This is a genomic window from Serpentinimonas sp. SMBJO2 (assembly GCF_056341105.1).
The window spans coordinates 2382941-2401296 of record NZ_CP150628.1 but is presented as its reverse complement, the minus strand read 5'-3'; the positions used below and the strand labels follow the sequence as shown (position 1 = coordinate 2401296).

Genomic DNA, 18356 nt, shown 5'->3' with positions numbered 1-18356 from the left:
CATGCCCTTAAGCCACCAGCAGAATGCGCAGCATGCGCCGCAGCGGCTCGGCCGCGCCCCACAGCAACTGGTCGCCGATCACGAATGCCGACAGGTACTGCGGCCCCATGTTGAGCTTGCGCACCCGGCCCACGCCCACCTGCAGGCCGCCGGTGATGGCCGCCGGCGTGAGCTCGGCGACGCTGGCCGGGCGCTCGTTGGGTACCCATTTGACCCAGGGGTTGCCGCCTCGGATCAGGGCTTCGATTTCGGCCAGCGGCAGGTCGTGCGTGAGCTTGAGCGTGAGCGCCAGGCTGTGGCAGCGCATGGCGCCGATGCGCACGCACAGGCCATCGACCGGGATGGCCTGGGTCGTGCCCAGGATTTTGTTGACCTCGGCCTGCCCTTTCCATTCTTCTTTGGACTGGCCGTTGTCGAGCTGCGCGTCGATCCACGGGATCAGGCCGCCGGCCAGCGGGGCGCCGAAGTAGGCGCGCGGCACCTCGGTGCGGATGGCGTGCGCCACTTTGCGGTCGATGTCCAGAATGGCGCTGGCCGGGTTGGCCAGATCGGCGGCCACGGCGGCGTGACACACGCCCATGCCTTGCAGCAGTTCGCGCATGTGGTTGGCACCGCCGCCCGATGCCGCTTGGTAGGTCATGGAGCTGACCCACTCCACCAGGCCGGCGCGGAACAGGCCGCACAGGCCCATGAGCAAAATCGAGTTGGTGCAGTTGCCGCCGATCCAGTCGCGCCCGCCCGCAGCCAGGCGCTGGCGGATCAGGCCCTCGTTGACCGGGTCGAGCACGATCACGGCCTCGGGTTCCATGCGCAGCGCCGAGGCGGCGTCGATCCAGTGCCCGCGCCAGCCGCTGGCGCGCAGCTGCGGGTACACGGCTTTGGTGTAGTCGCCGCCCTGGCAGGTGAGGACGATGTCGCAGCGCGCCAGGGCGGCCAGGTCGTTGGCGTCTTGCAGCGTGCGCTGGCTTTGGGCCTGCGCCGGGGCAGCGCCGCCGGCGTTGGAGGTGGAAAAGAACACCGGGTCGATGAGCGCGAAGTCGCCTTCGGCGGTCATGCGATCCATCAACACCGAGCCAACCATGCCGCGCCAGCCCACCAGACCTACCAACTTGCTCATGACGAACGCCCTTTCAGGTTACAGAAATACGGATCCAGACCCCGGGTACCGTCCTGCCCGGCTCGTCTGGCCGGGTGGGGGCGCGCGACGAACCGGGCTGGGGTCTAGCCGGTCGTGGTTTTGACGATTGCGCGCGCCCACACCCGCGCCGGGGTGGCGATGGCGTGGCTCGAGGTGAACGATTGGGCGGCAAACATGGTCGTACATTCTAGCCGATGGCGCCCGGTGCGTTGCTCTGCTGCGCACGCGGGTTTTGAGGGCCTTTTTCGTCTGGAGCAAAGCTGCCATGGGGTACCAAATCGCGGCCGAGGCGGTCATGAGCCTGCACCTGCTCTACATCGTCTTTTCGGTGTTCGGGGCCGTGCTGGCGCTGTGGTGGCGCTGGGTGCCGTGGCTGCAGCTGCCGTGCGCGGCTTGGGCGTTTTTTGTCATGATCGCCGGGGCGCCGTGCCCGCTCACCGACATCGAAAACCATTTCCGGCTCCAGGCCGGCCAGGCCGGCATGGCCCCGGGCGGCTTCATCGAGCACTACTTGCTGGCCGTGATCTACCCCGCAGGCCTGACGCGCGAGCTGCAATACCTGCTCGGGGCGCTGGTGCTGGGGTTCAACGGCGTGATTTATGCGTGGGTCTGGAGGCGCTGGCGCCGCCGGCCCCCGGGGGGTGCAATTAGGGCGTAGCGCCGCCGCTGGGCGGCTGGGAGGCGGCACCGGCGCCCGTGGGCGCGACCACTGGCGCGGGCGGCTCGCCCGGCCAAGTGCGCGTGATGCGTTGAAAAAACATGCTGTTTGGAAACTTCAGGGTCGAGCCCGGGCCGTCGGCGCTGTGTTCCTGCACCGTGGTGTAGATCAGATTGATGTCGATCACTTGGCCCCTGAGCCCAGCGGTTTGGCCGTTTTCCACGACTTCGATGTGGTCGTGCAAGCGCACGATGCCGGTAACAAAGATCAAAAAACTGCAAAAAATGTTGGACAGCACGCTCCAGGCGGCAAAAAAGGCCACCGCCGCCACGGCCGCAAAGCCGGTGAACGCGGTCCAGAGCACGGTGGCCGAAACCCCCAGGCGGTCGAGCACCAGCAACATGGCGGCACCGTAGATCACGATCTTGCCCGCGAGCAAGGCGACAAACGTAAACTCGGGTGGCAGCCCATGGCGCGTGCTGGTACTCCGCACCAAGCGCCCAAACAGGGCGCGCAGCAGCCACGCACCCACGATGAGCAGGGTGATCTGCGCACCGAGCACGATGCTGGGCACCCAAGGGTACAGCCACTGCGGCAGCATTTGCATAGAGACTAACACCGGTGGAGCTGGCTGGAATTAGGGAGCTTGGATCAGCCCAGCGCCGCCCGCACCGCCGCGCCCATCTGCGCCGTGCCGACGCGGGTGCAGCCGGGGGCCATCAGGTCGGGCGTGCGCAGGCCTTGCTCGAGCACGGTTTGCACCGCAGCCTCGATGCGCGCCGCAGCCTCGGGCTGGCCGAGCGAGAAGCGCAGCATCATGGCCGCGCTCAAAATCGTGGCCAACGGGTTGGCCACGCCTTGGCCGGCGATGTCGGGCGCGCTGCCGTGGCTGGGCTCGTACAGGCCCTGGCCGCGCTCGTTCAGGCTGGCCGAAGGCAACATGCCGATCGAGCCGGTGAGCATCGAGGCTTCGTCGGACAAAATGTCGCCAAACATGTTGCCGGTGACGATCACGTCAAAAGCCTTGGGGCGCTTGACCAACTGCATCGCGGCGTTGTCCACGTACATGTGCTCCAGCGCCACGTCGGGGTAGTCGGCGTGCACGGCGCTGACCACGTCCTTCCAGAACTGGAAGGTCTCGAGCACGTTGGCCTTGTCCACGCTGGTGACCTTTTGGTTGCGCTGGCGCGCGGCCTTGAAGGCCACGTGGGCGATGCGCTCGATCTCGGGCCGGCTGTAGCGCATGGTGTCGAAGGCTTCTTCGCTGCCGGCAAAGGGGCCGTCGGGGGCGCTGCGGCGGCCGCGCGGCTGGCCGAAGTAGATGTCGCCGGTGAGCTCGCGGATGATCAGGATGTCGAGCCCGGCGACCAGCTCGGGCTTGAGGCTGGAGGCCGCCACCAACTGCGGGTAGCAGATGGCAGGGCGGAAGTTGGCAAACAGCCCCAGGTGCTTGCGCAGCCCCAGAATGGCCTGCTCGGGCCGCAGGTGGCGCTCGAGCCGGTCGTATTTCCAGTCGCCCACGGCGCCGAACAACACCGCGTCGGCCTGCTGCGCCAGCTTGAGCGTGGCCTCGGGCAGCGGGTGGCCGTGCGCCTCGTAGGCGGCACCGCCCACGGCGGCGTGCTCGAACTCGAACGGCAAACCCAGCGCCTGCAACACGCTGAGCGCTTGGGCGACGATTTCGGTGCCGATGCCGTCACCGGGGAGGACTGCGATTTTCATGGAGGGGTAGGGTAACAGAGTGGCAACGAGGGCTTAACCCAGCCAGGTGCGCGCCAGCCACGGTTTGGCCGCCAGGCGCTGGGCCTCGAAGCTGCGGATGGTGTCGGCGTGGCGCAGCGTCAGGCCGATGTCGTCAAGGCCGTTGAGCAGGCAGTGCTTGCGAAAGGGGTTGACCTCGAAAGCGATTTCTTCGCCCTGCGGCAGCACGATGCACTGGCGCGGCAGGTCGATGGTCAGGCGGTAGCCGGCAAAGGCGTGCACGGCGTCGAACAGGCGGGCCACGGTGGCTTCGGGGAGCACGATCGGCAGCAGGCCGTTTTTGAAGCAGTTGTTGAAGAAGATGTCGGCAAAGCTGGGTGCGATCAGGGCCCGAAAGCCGTACTGCTCGATCGCCCAGGGCGCGTGCTCGCGGCTGGAGCCGCAGCCAAAGTTTTTGCGCGCCAGCAAAATCGACGCCCCGGCATAGCGCGGTTGGTTCAGCACGAAGTCGGGGTTGGGGCGCCGGCTGGCCGGGTCTTGCCCCGGCTGGCCGACGTCGAGGTAGCGCCACTCGTCGAACAGATTCGGGCCAAAGCCGGTCTTGCGGATGGATTTGAGGAACTGCTTGGGGATGATGGCGTCGGTATCGACGTTTTCGCGGTCGATCGGGGCCACCAGGCCCTGGTGTACGGTGAAGGCTTGCATCGGAGCGTAAGGGGTGTGGGCGCCGCTCAGCGGGCGGCGTCTTGGATGATCTGGCCGCCGCGTTGCACGTCTTTGCCGATGCCGGCGACGGTGGCGCAGCCGCCCAAGGCCAGGCTGGCGCTCAACAGCAGCAGGGTGAGGAAGGTTTTCATGGCAAAACTCCTGGATAAGCATTCAGGCGAGGGTGCGGACATCGACGAAATGGCCGTGGATGGCCGCTGCCGCTGCCATGGCTGGGCTGACGAGGTGCGTGCGGCCACCGGCGCCTTGGCGGCCTTCAAAGTTGCGGTTGCTGGTGCTGGCGCAGCGCTCGCCGGGTTCGAGCCGGTCGGCGTTCATCGCCAAGCACATGCTGCAGCCGGGTTCGCGCCACTCAAAGCCGGCGGCGCGAAAAATCTCGTGCAGCCCTTCGCGTTCGGCCTGCGCCTTGACCAAGCCCGAACCGGGCACCACCAGCGCCTGGCGCACGTTGCGCGCCACCTTCAGTCCCAGCTTTTGCACCACCTCGGCGGCTTGGCGCAAATCTTCGATGCGGCTGTTGGTGCACGAGCCGATGAACACCTTGTCGATGTGGATGTCGGCCAGCGCCTTGCCCGGCTGCAGGCCCATGTAGTGCAGCGCGCGCTCGGTGGCGGCGCGTTGGTTGGCGTCTTTGATCTGGTCGGGGTCGGGCACGCACGCCGTGATCGGCAGCACCATCTCGGGCGAGGTGCCCCATGTCACTTGGGGCGCGATCTGCGCCGCGTCGAGCTCGACCATGGCGTCAAACACCGCGTCGGGGTCGGAATGCAGGGTGCGCCAGCTGGCCACGGCCTGCTCCCACTCCAGGCCCGTGGGCGCCAGCGCACGGCCTTGCAGGTAGGCGATGGTTTTGTCGTCCACGGCCACCAAGCCAGCGCGGGCACCGGCCTCGATCGCCATGTTGCACACCGTCATGCGGCCTTCGATCGAGAGCGCGCGGATGGCGCTGCCGCCAAACTCGATCGTGTAGCCGGTGCCGCCCGCCGTGCCGATGCGGCCGATGATGGCCAGCACAATGTCTTTGGCGCCGCAGCCCCGGGGCAACTGGCCCTCGACGCGGATGAGCAGGTTGCGCGCTTTTTTGGCCAGCAGCGTCTGCGTGGCCAGCACGTGCTCGACTTCGCTGGTGCCGATGCCGTGCGCCAGCGCGCCAAAGGCGCCGTGGGTCGAGGTGTGCGAGTCGCCGCAGACCACGGTCATGCCCGGCAGGGTGGCGCCGTTTTCCGGCCCCACCACGTGCACGATGCCCTGGCGTGGGTGCATGAACGGGAAGAAAGCGGCCGCACCGAACTCGGCGATGTTGGTGTCGAGCGTGGTGATCTGCTCTTTGCTGATCGGGTCGGCGATGCCCTCGTAGCCCAGCTCCCAGCCGGTGGTGGGGGTGTTGTGGTCGGCTGTGGCCACGATGGAGCTCACGCGCCAGACCTTGCGCCCGGCCTCGCGCAGCCCCTCGAAGGCCTGCGGGCTGGTGACTTCGTGCACCAGGTGCCGGTCGATGTAGAGCACGGCGGTGCCGTCGGGCTCGGTGTGGACGACGTGCTCGTCCCAGATTTTGTCGTAGAGGGTGCGTCCCATGGTTGCGCTGGTGAGGGGGTGGTGGCCGGCGCTTGGGGCCGGGCGATGGGCTGATTTTAGTGCTTCAGCGCGGGGCTTGCTGCGCACCTTTGGTTGGACCATTTATTACAAATTGTTACAATTTCCCCCTTGCAAAATCGCGGGGGGGGGTAGAGTAGCGCTGTCAAAAACAACGGTACAGGGAGTGCTATGAATTGGCGTGCGCTATGTCTTGTCATGGGTCTGCTGGCCGCGCCTGCGGCTTGGGCCGATCTGCCTCTGACGGTCGAAGACCTGATCACCGAGCGCGGCCAGTGGCGCTTGGATTTGGGGCTGACCTACGCCAACCTCGAGCGCCAAGGCGTGGCCACGGGCGAGCCGATCGAAGTGCAGACTGGCGCCGCCACCTTCGTCCTGCTGCCCACCGCCATCGGCGAGCGGATCGACAACTCCGACACCTTCGTCGCCAGCCTCGGGCTGCGCTACGGCCTGAGCGAGCACACCGAAATCTATGGCCGCCTGAGCGCACTGCAAAGCCGCCAGCGCAGCAGCGAGCCCGGCCAGATCAGCCGCAGCCACAGCGAAGGGCGTCTGGCCGACCTCTGGCTGGGCCTGAACCACCAGTTTCGGCCCGACCGCAACGGCCCGGCGCTGCTCGGCTTTGCCGAGCTGGCCGTGCTCGAGCGCCAGCGCGCCGCCAACGCCCATGCGCGTGCGCTCACGCTCGGGCTGACCACCTACACCGCGATCGACCCGATCGTGTTCTCGCTCACCGGCGCCTACCGCCTCAACCGCAGCCGGCGCGACGGCGGCGAACAGCTACAGCCCGGCAACCTGGTCTTGCTGCACCCATCGGTCGGCTTTGCTGTGAACGACCGCGTCACCCTGAGCACCGGCGTGCAATGGACGCACCGCAGCACTGCCCGGCGCGACGGCGTGCGCCAAGGCAGCGACCGCAGTGCCACCGACCTAGTGCTGGCAGTGGGCTACGGCATAGCGCGCGGCAACACCCTCAACGGCACCCTCAAGCTCAATGCCTCGGGGCGCGGCGGGGCCGAGTTCCGGCTCAACTGGCTCTACACCTTCCAGGGCGCAGCGGCAGCGCGCAGCGGCAACCGCCGGGCGACTGGGGGTTGAAGGCAGGCGGAGCTTCAAGCAGGGGAAAAATGGAGTGCGTGCGCTGCAGACAGCGCACGCCTCAAAGGGTTTGGCCTTGTTGACGCAGGGCCAAAGGGAGCCTCGGGTGAGACCGAGGCGGTTTTTTGTCATCAAAATGCAATTGGAGTTTATCATGATGAAGATGAAGCGGATGGTACTGAGGTGGGCACTGGCCTTGGCGGCCACGGGGATGTTGGCGGGGCCGGCGCTGGCGGCTGAGGGTTTGTACGCAGAAGTGCCGGGCGTGCTGGCGCTGCAACCTGTGCAAGCGGTAGCGGTGGCTGAGCTGGTGGCTGAGCGGCCCACACAGCCGGCGCTGGCAGAATTGCCCGCGCTGGTGGCGGCAGGCTCCCTGCCGGCAGAGCTGCCCGTGCTGGCGCTGACGCCACCAGAGCCCTTCAGCGCGGCCGACTTGCAAGCGCTGTTCGTGCCCGGCCATGAGCCGCTGCGGGTGGCCGTGCTGTCGCCGCAGGAGATGGAGGAGACCAAGGGGGCGTTGGCGCCGTTTGCTGTTGGTGGCTTGGTTGGCGGGGCGGTCGGCGGTGGCGGATTTGCGCTTGGTGTTTGGCGTGGAAATCATGCTTGGAATACCCATAGGTTCCTTGGCAACGTTGCGACTGGTGCGGTGATTGGTGGAAGCTTTGGTGCTGCTGGGGCAGCCGCCAGTGGGGGGATGTGACACTCAATTCCAACCGGAGGATTTCCCATGCAGAACGCTGCTATCCTGGAGGGCGCTGTGCGCGACCGTTATACTGAAGGTGCGCGCATCGCGAAACCCAATCTATGCTGCCCCACCAGCTATGACCCCAGATTATTGGAAGCATTGCCCAAGGAAATCATCGAGCGGGATTATGGCTGCGGAGACCCGTCACGTTATGTCCGCAGCGGTGACGTCGTATTGGACCTCGGCTCCGGCACCGGAAAGATGTGCTATATGGCCAGTCAATTAGTCGGCCCGAGCGGACACGTGATCGGTGTGGATGTCAACGACGACATGCTGGCGTTGGCCAGGAAATACCGAAACCCCATGGCCATCGCATTCGGCACTCGGCCGGTGGATTTCATTAAATGCCGGATACAGGATTTGAAAACCGACCTCGAGCAGGTCGAGAAATTCATCGCCAGCAATCCCATCACGAACCGTGACTCCATGGCGCGATACGAGGACTGGCTGCGGCAGACGCCGCCGGCGGTCACGGACGGTTCCGTGGACCTGGTGATCTCCAATTGCGTGCTGAACTTGGTCGGCAAGGACGAGCGCCAGCAGCTCATCCGCGAGATCCACCGCGTCCTCAAGCCAGGGGGCCGCGTGGCCATCGCCGACGTCGTCAGCGACAAAGAGGTGCCGCAGAACCTGCAGGAGAACCCCGATCTGTGGGCCGACTGCATTTCGGGCGCATTCCAGGAACAGGAGTTCATGCGTGTATTCACCGACACGGGATTTACCGATCTCGCATTCGACAAATGGACCGACGAAGCCTGGCAGGTTCTGGAGGGCATTGAATTCCGGTCCGTCACCTTGACGGCGGTGAAACCCGTGACCGGTCCCTGTATATACGGCGGCAAAGAAGTCATTTACCGCGGCCCATTCAGCCGCGTCCACGATGACGACAAGCATGAATACCTGCGCGGCAGCCGGACCAGCGTATGCGACAAGACCTACCAAAGCCTCCTGGACGGCCCGATGAGCCAGAGTTTCATATTCATCGGCGGCTCTAACAAATCGACGCAAACCCCCGCCTGCCAGCCCGGCGGCGATTGCTGTTGAAACGGCCATCACGCATTGGCGTGACACTGGAGAAATACCGATGAATTCTGCCGTCAAAATGGTGCTTGTTTCCCTGGACGAAGGTGACTTTCAGCCCCTCGGACTGGCCTCCCCTGCGGCCCATATCAGGCAGGCGGGACATGCCGTGGACGTCGTGGACCGTTTTCAGGACATGCCGCTGAACTGGGAGGGCGCCGATGCGGTGGCCTTTTCCGTTCCCATCTTCGCCGCCATACAGCCCACCATCCGGGAAGCCCTGACCATTCGAAAGAAAGGTTTTCGGGGGCCAATCATCTTCTATAATCAATATGCCACGGTGCAGCCGGAAACATTCATTCTGGACGAGGATTGCCGTGTGGTGCTGGGCGAATATGAGCCGGTGCTGTGCGATATCGCCCAACGGCTTGCCGAGGACGACGGACTGGATGAGGTGGCCCATTTGTGGGACGGGCGCTCGCCCAAGCCGGCCAAGTGCCTCAAGCGGGTGTCCGACCTGCCGCCGGACCGCAGCGGCCTGCCGGCGCTGGACCTCTATGCCCGCAAGAACGGTCTCGTCGTGGGCAACATCGAGACCATGCGGGGCTGTGCCCATCCTTGCTCCTACTGCTCCGTGTATGCTGCGTACGAGCGCCGGGTGGTCAAGCATGAGCCCGTGGCTATCGACATGGACATCGATCGGGTCGTGGCCCTGGGCGCGGAGCACATCACTTTCGTCGATGCGGATTTCTTCAGCACCGGCCAGCGGGGCCTGCAGATCGTCCGCGCCATGGCATCCCGGCATCCCGGCATGCCCTTCGATGTGACGGTGCGGCTCGATGACGTCATCCGCTACGAAGCTGCGGTGCATGAACTGAGAGAGCTGGGCTGCGTGGAGTTCACCACGGCATGCGAGTTCCCCGACGACGCGGTGCTGGAAGCCGTCAACAAGGGAATGAGCGTGGCCGACATGCAGCAAGGCCTGGCCATCCTCAAAGGCACCGGTGCGCGGGTGCGACCGACCTTCATCACCTTCAACCCGTGGACCACGAAGGACGACTTTGGCAGGCTCGACCGCTTTCTGGCCGACGCGGGCATGACGGACATGTTCGACGAAATGCAGCGCACCACACGGCTGCTGCTCTACAAGGGCTCGCCCCTGCTGGCCCTGACCGAGGTGCAGAAACTGTCGAAGATCGACATGGGTAGCTACTACGAGTGGCAACACGCCGACCCTCAGACCGACGCCATCTACCTCTCCATCGACAAGAGCGACGCCAGCGTGAGCCGCAAGCGTTGCTGCATCAAAGGTTAATCACTCAAAGGAGCATGCCATGGGCAGCAAGAACTACTTCGAAGACGTAGCAACCGAATGGGACACCATGCGCAAGGGTTTCTTCTCCGAGAACGTGAGGCGCAAGGCGCTCACCGTGGCGGAAATCAAGCCCGGGGCCGTTGCCGCCGATCTGGGTGCGGGGACGGGCTTCATCACCGAAGCACTGCTCCAGCACGGTGCCCGGGTCATCGCCATCGATGAATCGCCATCGATGCTGGACGAACTCAGGAAAAAGATGGGCGGCAACCCCGCCCTGCAATGCGAGGTCGGCGAATCCGAGTCGCTACCCATCGAGGACAACAGCCTCGACTATGTGTTCGCCAACATGTACCTGCACCATGTCGAGCACCCCGCCGTCGCGATCCACCACGCTGCGCAAAAGCTCAAGAAGGGTGGCGCGCTCGTCATCACGGACCTGGACGCCCACGAGCACGAATACCTGCGCACCGAGCACAACGACCGGTGGATGGGCTTCGATCGCGGGGACATCGCGAAGTGGTACCGCGATGCGGGGCTGGAACAGGTGCGCGTGGACTGCGTCGGGGAAACCTGCAATTCCACATCGTCCTGCGGTGGCGGGGATGCCTCCATCAGCATCTTCTACGCCATCGGCTACAAGATGTGAGAACGAAAGTTGCACACACTACGCAACGGCGCGCCCCGGGTATAGACTCTTTTGCTGTGAGTTCCTTGTTTCCTGCGAAGATGTTCAGTGCACGACAGCGGCGTAGACGTTCTGGAAGTGGTGCTCGCGCAGGTACATCGTCGTGCCCATGACCTTGCGCCCGTAGTCGGTGACCCGCCAGCGCCTGGTGCGCGGGATCTTGGCGATCAGTCCGTGGGCATGCAGGCGTCGGAAGCATCGGCCGACCTTGGCGCTGGCGTTCTTCGGGTCATCGGCGCACGCACGTAGCCAGCGTGTGCCTGTCAGTCGGGATCGGATGTCGCGATTCGTGAAGCCGTGCTGATCGACGACGCCGCCATCGCACGCGTCGCCGCCGAGATCGACCGCCGCCGCATCGCCGCCGGCGAGCAGCCGCGCGTCTGGAAGATCGGCTTCACCAACTGCACGATCTGGCCGCGCTACGGCGTGCACGAGCCGATCTGGGCGCGCGTGTGGGACAGCACGCTCGCGCTGCTCGACGGCGGGCAGGCCGTGGGGTAGAGGACTTCGAACGAGTGCTGCGATGATCTGCTCGCGCGTGGCGCCGAATATGGCCAGCAGATCGCCGTTGCAGTCCAGCATCTGGCGCTGGCGCGAGAGCACCAGGCCCACCGCCCAGGCAACGCGCCACATTGCCCGCAACCGCCGCCGCGATGACCCTGCGCGTGGCCCTTCTCACCCCAGCGTCATCCAGCGCCTTGTCCAGACCTTGTGCCGCCTCGCACATCACGGCAATGGCGCGACGCGCAGCGCTCTCCGGCACTTCACACGCCGCCCCCAGCCTGAGCAAGTCACCGCGCCCGGGCGGGCGCGCTTCACCACGCTTACGGTACCTGGAAGTAGGCACCCGCAGGTAGGCGCCTGGCAGGGCGATTGCGACGCCGTGCGCGGCTTAAGACCGTCCGAGGTCACCACCCTCGGGAGCCATGCGTGCAAGCCGTCGGCCGACAGCCCCAGAGGGCGCCCGATGGCACCCCCGGTCCACTACGAGCGCCACCGCCCCGAGCAGACCACGCTGTACCGCCTGGTGCAGCAGCACGCGGCCAGCTTCATCGCGCACACCGAAGCCAGCACCGGATGGCAGTTGCCGCAGTTCATCAAGGGCGAGTTCGATGCCTTCCTCGAGTGCGGCATCCTGGCCCACGGCTTTCTGAGGCTGCGCTGCGGGGAGTGCGGCCACGACAAGCTGCTGGCCTTCAGCTGCAAGCGGCGCGGGTTCTGCCCCTCATGCGGCGCGCGGCGCATGTCGCAGACCTCGGCGCAGCGGGTGGATCACGTCATCCCGCATGTGCCGGTGCGGCAGTGGGTGCTGTCGCTGCCGATCCCGCTGCGCCTGCTGCTGGCCGCGCAGCCCGAGCTGGTCACGCCGGTGCTGCAGGTGGTGCAGCGCGTGGTCACGCGCCATTTGCTGGACCGCGCCGGGCTGAAGGCCGCCGAAGGCCACGGCGGCGCCGTCACGCTGATCCAGCGCTTTGGCTCTGCGGCCAACCTCAACATCCACCTTCACGGCCTGGTGCTGGACGGCGTGTACCGGTGCGGCGCCGACGGCGCGCCCAGCTTCATCGAGGCGGGTGTGCCCACCGAAGACGAACTGCACGCGCTGCTGCAGACCATCATCGCCCGGCTGATGAAGATGCTCACGCGCCGGGGCGTGCTGGTCGAGGACATGGGCCAGACCTACCTGGCCGAGCCCGATGGCGACGGTGACGAGGCACGCACCCTGCGACCACTGCAGGCTGCGGCCATCACTTACCGCATCGCCTTCGGGCCCCGCGCCGGGCAGAAGATGCTGACTCTGCGAGGTGCGATGCCGCAGGAGGCCACATCGCGCCAGCCCCTGTGCGCCGACATCGACGGGTTCAGCCTGCACGCGGCCGTGCGAGGGAAAACGTGGTCTGACCCCTATTTTCCCTTCCAGGGCGCAGCGCGCAGCGGCAACCGCCGGGCGACCGGGGGCTGAGATGCGAGGGGCTGCGGAAGGGAAAAAAATTGTGGGCGTGCGCTGCAGGCAGCGCACGCCACAAAGGTTTTGGCCTTGTTGACGCAAGGCCAAAGAGTGCCTCGGGTGAGACCGAGGCGGGTTTTGTCATCGAAACGCAACTGGAGTATATCATGATGCGGATGAAGCAAACACTGTTGGCCTTGGCGGCCACTGGGATGTTGGCGGGGCCGGCGCTGGCGGCTGAGGGCTTGGGCGCAGAAGCGCCGAGCGCGCTGGCGCTGCAGCCGGTGCAGGCGGTAGCGGTAGCTGAGCTCGTGGCTGAGCTGCACGCACCGCCCGCGCAGGCAGAATTGCCCGCGCAGGCGGTGGCAGGCACCCTGCCGGCAGAGCTGCCCGAGCTGCCTGCCGTGCTGGCGCTGACGCCACCGGAGCCCTTCAGTGCGGCCGACATGCAAGCGCTGTTCGTGCCCGGCCACGAGCCGCTGCGGGTGGCCGTGCTGTCGCCGCAGGAGATGGAGGAGACCAAGGGGGCGTTCCTATGGTTCGCGCCGATCGTTCTTCATGCAGGACGTTTTGCCGCAGTTAGAATTGCACATCATTCAGCGCACCATTCCTTCGGCAGTTTAGGGAGGCTCCCTCATATTCAATTCAATGCATGGCGCCCTGGCGTCTCCGGCTCTGGCGGCGCTTTCCGAATCCCGCTTCCGAATACACCGTTCTTCAGGCCGTAAAGATGGCTGAACCCGGGGTCGATATGATGTTGAACTCCGGGGCTACAGGGAAATGGAAATGAATAAAGACGAACTGTTGCTTATCCTCAGAGGTAAATTGGCAAAGTATCGCTTGATGCCATACGCCGAACTCAGCCAGCGAGTCGGTAATCAGCAACCTGAGACCGATTCACAAGGCGATCCGAATGGTCAAAACTTTTATCAAACAGAGGTCGAGGTTGTTCGTGATGACGCTCATTCAGGTAATCTGAGAGTCATCGGCATGATCGATAATGGCAAAGGCCTATCGGGAACCTACGACCTCATCATTTCGCCGGATGGAACTCTGCTCGCCGAAGGGGGCAATGTGCGCGGATGCAGTGCGGGAGTTGTCAAGACCGCCCTCTCCCTCTTCCTCCTGCGCGCTCTGCCCTTTGAGCGTTTTGCCTTCCCGCGCTGGCAGGCGCTGGCGGGCATCAGCCTGATCGGCCTGCTGGTTGGGCTCGATCCGGCCTTGCGCGCCGGCACGCCCGAGATGCCCGGGATGCCCGGGATGCCCGGGATGCCCTTGGCGCTGGCGCTGGTGTCCATGCTGCTGTCGGTTTGGGTCGCATTCCTGATCATCCACGCGGTGCTGCGCTGGTGGCTGCGCCGGGGTGCGCGCTGGGACGGGCAGGGCGACTTGTTCAACCTCATGGCGGCGTCCTGGCTGGTGTCCAACGTGCTCGGTGCGGTCTTGGTGGCCGTCGGTGTGCCGTATCTGCTCACGCTGCCGCTGTGGCTGTACGCGGTCTGGGTCGGTGCCAACGCGCTCTCGGGGGCCATCCCCAAAGCCAGCCTGGGCTACTGCATCGGCGGCATCGCGCTGTCGCTGCTGCCGGCGATGTTGGCCACCGGACTGATCGGGGCCGCGATTTTCCTGCTGTTTGCGCCGGGCGCCATGGCGCAGTAAGCGCAGCACACCCCCACGAGGGCTGCGGGCGCTGCTTGAGGCAGGATCAGGGCCATTGAAGCGCACAGGGAGATTGCCATGACGAAACTGAAGCGGTGTTTGCTGGGTACGGGCCTTAGCGCCCCTCTTGCCTGCACCAATGGCCGAGCACCTCAGGTGGCGAGACCGGGTGTTTTTAAGCGTTTCGTTGTAGCCCTAAAGGCCATTTTGGCCTTGGGCGCGGCACTGCTGTGGGCTGCTGCTTGGGCGCAGCCGCCCGCCAGCCCCCCGCCCTGACAGCCCAGCCCCGAAGGGGTGCTGCTGCACACCCACAGTGCCGCCGGGTTCGTGCCGGTGCGCAGTTGGAAGTCGCTGCGCGACGCGCGCATCGTCAAGCAAGACCTCGATTATTCCTGCGGCGCGGCCTCGCTGGCAACGCTGCTCAATGCGTTCTACGGCCAGAACTTGACCGAGGCCCAAATCCTCCAGGCGCTCGACCAAGGCGACGGCATGGCCAGCTTTGCCGATATGGCGCGGGTGCTGCCGCAGTTTGGGTTTCGGGGCCAGGGTCTGGCAGCCGACTGGGCGCAGTTGAGCCGTTTGCGCATGCCGGTGGTGGTCTATCTGCACCACCGGCGCAGCGAGCATTTTTCGGTCATCCGCGGCATCGATGAACACACGGTCTGGCTGGCCGACCCCTCGCTGGGCAACCGCAGCTTCAGCCGCGAGCAGTTTGAGCAGATGTGGCAGACCCGCGCCGGCCGCCCCCAACCCGAGCTGGCGGGCAAGTTTATGGCCATTTTGCCGCTGCGTGATGGCATCAGCGCAGCGGGCGATTTTTTCACCCACACGCCGCAGCGCCAGAGCGCGCCAGCACGCCAGCAACTGGGGTTTCGGGCCCTGCCTTGAGGGGTAGGGGCTGTGCTGCGGGGTCTGCGCGTCAACGAACGGCGGCAGGGGCGGCAGGTTTTGCCGACAGCTCAATGCCGAGCGCCTTCATCACGGCCAGCGTCGTGCGCAGCGTCGGGTTGCCTTCGGCGCTAAACGAGCGGTAGAGCTGTTCGCGCGACAGCCCGGTCTGGCTGGCGATCTGCGCCATACCCTTGGCGCGGGCCACGATGCCCAGCGCGTGGGCGATGAAACCGGGGTCGTTGGTCTCGAGCGCACCGGCCATGAAGTCGGCGATGGCCTGGTCGGATTTCAGATGCTCGGCGGGGTCGAAGGTGGTCAGTTTTTTGCTCATGGTCACTCGCTCCATTCATCAGCTAGGCGCAGCGCAGTCTTGATGTCGCGGGCCTGCGATTTCTTGTCACCCCCGCAGAGCAGCAAGTAGATCGTGTCACCGCGCCGTTGGAAATACACCCGGTAGCCGGGGCCGTAGTGGATGCGAAGCTCGCTGACACCGTTACCTACCGGCTCGGCGTCGCCAGTGTGTCCGTAGGCCAGCCGCGCCAAGCGCAAGGAAATGGCCGTTGTCGCCCGCTCATCCCGGAGCTTGGCAAACCATTTGCAGAAGGTTTCGGTCTGCTTGAGCTCGATCATGCCAGCGATTGTAGTCTAAAAACTACGATAAAGCAAGGATACTGCGTTCTGGAGAGAATTTGAACCCGGTAAGTCCGACGGGCTGCTAGAATGTTATTCCTTACTTCATTACTTTCAGAGGGGCTGTCATGCTGGCCAAGCGCACGAGCAAGAACCAGGTCACCCTGCCCAAGGCCATCGTCCAGACGGCGGGTGAGGCGGACTACTACGACGTCACGGTTCAGAACGGCAAGATCGTGCTGACACCGGTGCGCATGCAGCAAGCGGACGCGGTACGGGCCAAGCTGCAGGAACTTGGCATCGCGCCGGACGATGTGGCTGACGCGATCGCTTGGGCGAGAAAGCGCGCATGAGCGTGCCGCGCGTAGTCCTCGACACCAACTGCCTGGTCTCGGCCCTGATCTTTGCGCGCGGCAACTGCGCTTGGTTGCGGCAAGCCTGGCAGGCCAAACGCTTTGTCGCTTTGGCCAGTCACGACACGGTCAGCGAGTTGCTGCGGGTGCTCGCCTACCCCAAGTTCAAGCTGACCCGCGACGAGCAAGAAACGCTGCTGGCCGAGTTCTTGCCCTACGTCGAGACCGTCAAGATCGACACCATGCCGGACGGCCTACCCGACATCCGCGACGCAGACGACAGCGTCTTTTTGGTGCTGGCTGCCGTCGGCCAAGCCGATGCGCTGGTCAGTGGCGACGCCGACATTCAGGCCGTTCGGGAGCAATTTCACATTCCCATCCTGACCGTTGCGCAATTCGCTGACTGGATCGGAGCGGGGAGGGGGTAGCAGAGGGAAGGGGATAGCAGAGATGGCGTCAGGGCATGCAATCAAGCACTGCACCCGCACGCTTTTCGCTGCGCACCCTCCTTCCGTCTGGCCACGTTCAGCGCTGCCCGAGCGTGGGCACGTCGCGCCGGGTCGAGCCGGTGAACAGCTGGCGCGGGCGGCCGATTTTGTACTCTGGGTCGGCCAGCATTTCGTTCAGTTGCGCGATCCAGCCCACGGTGCGTGCCAGCGCGAAGATGCCGGTGAACAGGCTGACCGGGATGCCGATGGCGCGCTGCACGATGCCGGAATAGAAATCGACGTTGGGGTAGAGCTTGCGCTGCACGAAGTAGTCGTCTTCGAGGGCGATTTTTTCCAGCGCCTTGGCGAGCTTGAACAGCGGGTCGTTATCCAGGCCGAGTTCGCCCAGCACCTCGTTGCAGGTTTCCTGCATGAGCTTGGCGCGCGGGTCGTAGTTTTTATAGACGCGGTGGCCAAAACCCATCAGCTTGACGCCCGAGTTCTTGTCCTTGACCTGGTGGATGAAGTCGCCGATTTTTTCCACGCCGCCGTTGCGTTGAATGTCTTCGAGCATGTTGAGCGCGGCCTCGTTGGCGCCGCCGTGCGCCGGGCCCCACAGGCAGGCGACCCCTGCGGCAATGGCGGCAAAGGGGTTGGTGCCCGAGCTGCCGCACAGGCGCACGGTGGAGGTGGAGGCGTTTTGCTCGTGGTCGGCGTGCAGGATGAAGATGCGATCGAGCGCGCGCTCCAGCACCGGGTTGACGACGTAGTCGTCGCACGGGGTGCCAAACATCATGCGCAGGAAGTTGCCGGCGTACGACAGGTCGTTGCGCGGGTACATGTAGGGCTGGCCGACGCCGTACTTGTAGGCCATGGCCACCAGGGTCGGCATTTTGGCGATCAGGCGGATGGCCGAAATGCGCCGGTGTTCGGGGTTGTTGATGTCGGTGCTGTCGTGGTAGAAGGCCGACAGGGCACCGATCAGGCCGGTGAGCACGGCCATGGGGTGCGCGTCGCGCCGAAAGCCGCGCAGGAAGAACTGCATCTGCTCGTGCACCATGGTGTGGTTGATCACGCGCTTGTGGAAGTCGTTGCGCTCGGCCTCGTTGGGCAGCTCGCCGTTGAGCAGCAGGTAGCAGGTGTCGAGGTAGTCGCACTGGGTGGCGAGCTGCTCGATCGGGTAGCCGCGGTAGAGCAGTTCGCCCTTGTCGCCGTCGATGTAGGTGATGGCCGACTGGCACGAGGCGGTCGAGAGGAAGCCGGGGTCGTAGGTGAACATCCCGGTCTGGCCATAGAGCTTGCGGATGTCGATCACGTCGGGGCCGATGGTGCCGGCATAGACAGGCAGCTCCATGCTCGGCGCGCCGTTGCTGAAGGACAGGGTGGCTTTGTGGTCAGCGAGTTTCATGCTGCATCCTTATGAGAAGTGGGGGAGTAAAAAAGGGGCTGAAACCGAGGGCAGGCAGCGGGCTAGACCGGCTGCGCCGTGGGGCGCAACTGTTGCAGCATCTCGAGGATGTCGGCGCTGCGGTGCTCGGGGCCGGGGGGCTTGCGCGCCAGCAGCAGATCGAGCAGATCGGGGTCGGATAAGTCCATGAGCGCCAACAGGGCGCGCTCTTGGCTCACGCTGATGCGGTCGCCCATGCGGGCAAAAAACCGCTCCAGCAGCAGGTCGTTTTCAAGCAGACCACGCCGACAGCGCCAGCGCAGCCTGCTGAGCGCGCGCTCGTCGATGGGGGCGTGGTCGGGGGCGGACATGGTCGGTGGGTCT

Annotated in this window: 23 protein-coding genes; 12 read left to right on the top strand and 11 right to left on the bottom strand. The window is 65.1% G+C overall.

Features of this window, described 5'->3' with window-relative positions:
- Positions 1-7 precede the first annotated feature (7 nt).
- Entirely contained in the window at positions 8-1117 is a 1110-nt protein-coding gene (gene asd, locus AAAZ40_RS11170) for an aspartate-semialdehyde dehydrogenase (RefSeq protein WP_476660426.1), read from the bottom strand.
- A gap of 286 nt (positions 1118-1403) precedes the next feature.
- Between asd and AAAZ40_RS11165 the strand changes: the two genes are divergently transcribed.
- On the top strand, positions 1404-1796 hold the full coding sequence (locus AAAZ40_RS11165; RefSeq protein ID WP_476660425.1) for a DUF2784 domain-containing protein: 393 nt from the start codon (positions 1404-1406) through the stop codon (positions 1794-1796).
- On the opposite strand, the gene AAAZ40_RS11160 is transcribed toward AAAZ40_RS11165, so the two are convergent.
- Genes AAAZ40_RS11160 through leuC form a run of 5 tightly spaced genes read right to left on the bottom strand, consistent with a single transcriptional unit; the run spans position 1786 to position 5798 of the window.
- Complete coding sequence (locus AAAZ40_RS11160) at positions 1786-2403, bottom strand: mechanosensitive ion channel domain-containing protein (protein ID WP_476660424.1); 618 nt, start codon at positions 2401-2403, stop codon at positions 1786-1788. The genes AAAZ40_RS11165 and AAAZ40_RS11160 overlap by 11 nt on opposite strands.
- A gap of 44 nt (positions 2404-2447) precedes the next feature.
- Positions 2448-3518, bottom strand: coding sequence for a 3-isopropylmalate dehydrogenase (gene leuB, locus AAAZ40_RS11155; protein WP_476660423.1), 1071 nt, complete (start codon positions 3516-3518; stop codon positions 2448-2450).
- A gap of 33 nt (positions 3519-3551) precedes the next feature.
- On the bottom strand, positions 3552-4202 hold the full coding sequence (gene leuD / locus AAAZ40_RS11150) for a 3-isopropylmalate dehydratase small subunit (RefSeq protein WP_476660422.1): 651 nt from the start codon (positions 4200-4202) through the stop codon (positions 3552-3554).
- A 26-nt stretch (positions 4203-4228) separates the two neighbouring features.
- Positions 4229-4354, bottom strand: coding sequence for an entericidin A/B family lipoprotein (locus tag AAAZ40_RS11145; protein WP_052468471.1), 126 nt, complete (start codon positions 4352-4354; stop codon positions 4229-4231).
- A 22-nt stretch (positions 4355-4376) separates the two neighbouring features.
- Positions 4377-5798, bottom strand: a complete 1422-nt coding sequence (gene leuC / locus AAAZ40_RS11140; RefSeq protein WP_476660421.1) for a 3-isopropylmalate dehydratase large subunit — start codon at positions 5796-5798, stop codon at positions 4377-4379.
- A 216-nt stretch (positions 5799-6014) separates the two neighbouring features.
- On the opposite strand from leuC, the gene AAAZ40_RS11135 reads away from it, so the two are divergent.
- The 5 genes from AAAZ40_RS11135 to AAAZ40_RS11115 all read left to right on the top strand — a co-directional run bounded on the left by AAAZ40_RS11135 (position 6015) and on the right by AAAZ40_RS11115 (position 10640).
- On the top strand, positions 6015-6914 hold the full coding sequence (locus tag AAAZ40_RS11135) for a hypothetical protein (protein WP_045536222.1): 900 nt from the start codon (positions 6015-6017) through the stop codon (positions 6912-6914).
- Positions 6915-7068: 154 nt separating this feature from the next.
- Complete coding sequence (locus AAAZ40_RS11130; protein WP_144400314.1) at positions 7069-7614, top strand: hypothetical protein; 546 nt, start codon at positions 7069-7071, stop codon at positions 7612-7614.
- 27 nt (positions 7615-7641) lie between these two features.
- The gene (locus AAAZ40_RS11125; protein WP_045536218.1) at positions 7642-8703 is read left to right on the top strand and encodes a methyltransferase domain-containing protein; all 1062 of its coding nucleotides are present in this window, start codon (positions 7642-7644) and stop codon (positions 8701-8703) included.
- Positions 8704-8743: 40 nt separating this feature from the next.
- Positions 8744-9994, top strand: coding sequence for a radical SAM protein (locus tag AAAZ40_RS11120; protein WP_082027316.1), 1251 nt, complete (start codon positions 8744-8746; stop codon positions 9992-9994).
- A gap of 19 nt (positions 9995-10013) precedes the next feature.
- The gene (locus AAAZ40_RS11115; protein WP_045536216.1) at positions 10014-10640 is read left to right on the top strand and encodes a class I SAM-dependent methyltransferase; all 627 of its coding nucleotides are present in this window, start codon (positions 10014-10016) and stop codon (positions 10638-10640) included.
- Between the two features lie 84 nt (positions 10641-10724).
- Here AAAZ40_RS11115 and AAAZ40_RS11110 read toward each other — a convergent pair whose 3' ends face one another.
- A complete protein-coding gene (locus AAAZ40_RS11110) occupies positions 10725-11312 on the bottom strand; it encodes a hypothetical protein (RefSeq protein ID WP_171820295.1) in 588 nt (195 codons plus the stop codon).
- A gap of 334 nt (positions 11313-11646) precedes the next feature.
- Between AAAZ40_RS11110 and AAAZ40_RS11105 the strand changes: the two genes are divergently transcribed.
- The 4 genes from AAAZ40_RS11105 (at position 11647) to AAAZ40_RS11090 (ending at position 15171) form a co-directional block, all read left to right on the top strand.
- Positions 11647-12639: an IS91 family transposase gene (locus AAAZ40_RS11105; protein ID WP_052468468.1), complete on the top strand. Its 993-nt coding sequence runs from the start codon at positions 11647-11649 to the stop codon at positions 12637-12639.
- Between the two features lie 152 nt (positions 12640-12791).
- Positions 12792-13352, top strand: coding sequence for a hypothetical protein (locus AAAZ40_RS11100; RefSeq protein ID WP_144400310.1), 561 nt, complete (start codon positions 12792-12794; stop codon positions 13350-13352).
- A gap of 58 nt (positions 13353-13410) precedes the next feature.
- Positions 13411-14283, top strand: a complete 873-nt coding sequence (locus AAAZ40_RS11095; protein ID WP_231851185.1) for a hypothetical protein — start codon at positions 13411-13413, stop codon at positions 14281-14283.
- A 294-nt stretch (positions 14284-14577) separates the two neighbouring features.
- Positions 14578-15171 (top strand): C39 family peptidase, encoded by a 594-nt coding sequence (locus tag AAAZ40_RS11090; protein WP_052468467.1) that lies wholly within the window; start codon positions 14578-14580, stop codon positions 15169-15171.
- A gap of 31 nt (positions 15172-15202) precedes the next feature.
- Here AAAZ40_RS11090 and AAAZ40_RS11085 read toward each other — a convergent pair whose 3' ends face one another.
- The gene (locus tag AAAZ40_RS11085) at positions 15203-15505 is read right to left on the bottom strand and encodes an addiction module antidote protein (protein ID WP_045536212.1); all 303 of its coding nucleotides are present in this window, start codon (positions 15503-15505) and stop codon (positions 15203-15205) included.
- Between the two features lie 2 nt (positions 15506-15507).
- Positions 15508-15804, bottom strand: a complete 297-nt coding sequence (locus AAAZ40_RS11080; RefSeq protein WP_045536205.1) for a type II toxin-antitoxin system RelE/ParE family toxin — start codon at positions 15802-15804, stop codon at positions 15508-15510.
- A gap of 128 nt (positions 15805-15932) precedes the next feature.
- Between AAAZ40_RS11080 and AAAZ40_RS11075 the strand changes: the two genes are divergently transcribed.
- Entirely contained in the window at positions 15933-16157 is a 225-nt protein-coding gene (locus AAAZ40_RS11075) for an AbrB/MazE/SpoVT family DNA-binding domain-containing protein (RefSeq protein WP_045536203.1), read from the top strand.
- Positions 16154-16585: a putative toxin-antitoxin system toxin component, PIN family gene (locus AAAZ40_RS11070; protein ID WP_171820294.1), complete on the top strand. Its 432-nt coding sequence runs from the start codon at positions 16154-16156 to the stop codon at positions 16583-16585. The genes AAAZ40_RS11075 and AAAZ40_RS11070 overlap by 4 nt, the downstream gene beginning before the upstream one ends.
- Before the next feature lie 97 nt (positions 16586-16682).
- On the opposite strand, the gene gltA is transcribed toward AAAZ40_RS11070, so the two are convergent.
- The gene (gene gltA / locus AAAZ40_RS11065) at positions 16683-17993 is read right to left on the bottom strand and encodes a citrate synthase (protein ID WP_476660420.1); all 1311 of its coding nucleotides are present in this window, start codon (positions 17991-17993) and stop codon (positions 16683-16685) included.
- Positions 17994-18055: 62 nt separating this feature from the next.
- Complete coding sequence (locus tag AAAZ40_RS11060; protein WP_476660419.1) at positions 18056-18343, bottom strand: FAD assembly factor SdhE; 288 nt, start codon at positions 18341-18343, stop codon at positions 18056-18058.
- Positions 18344-18356 lie beyond the last annotated feature (13 nt).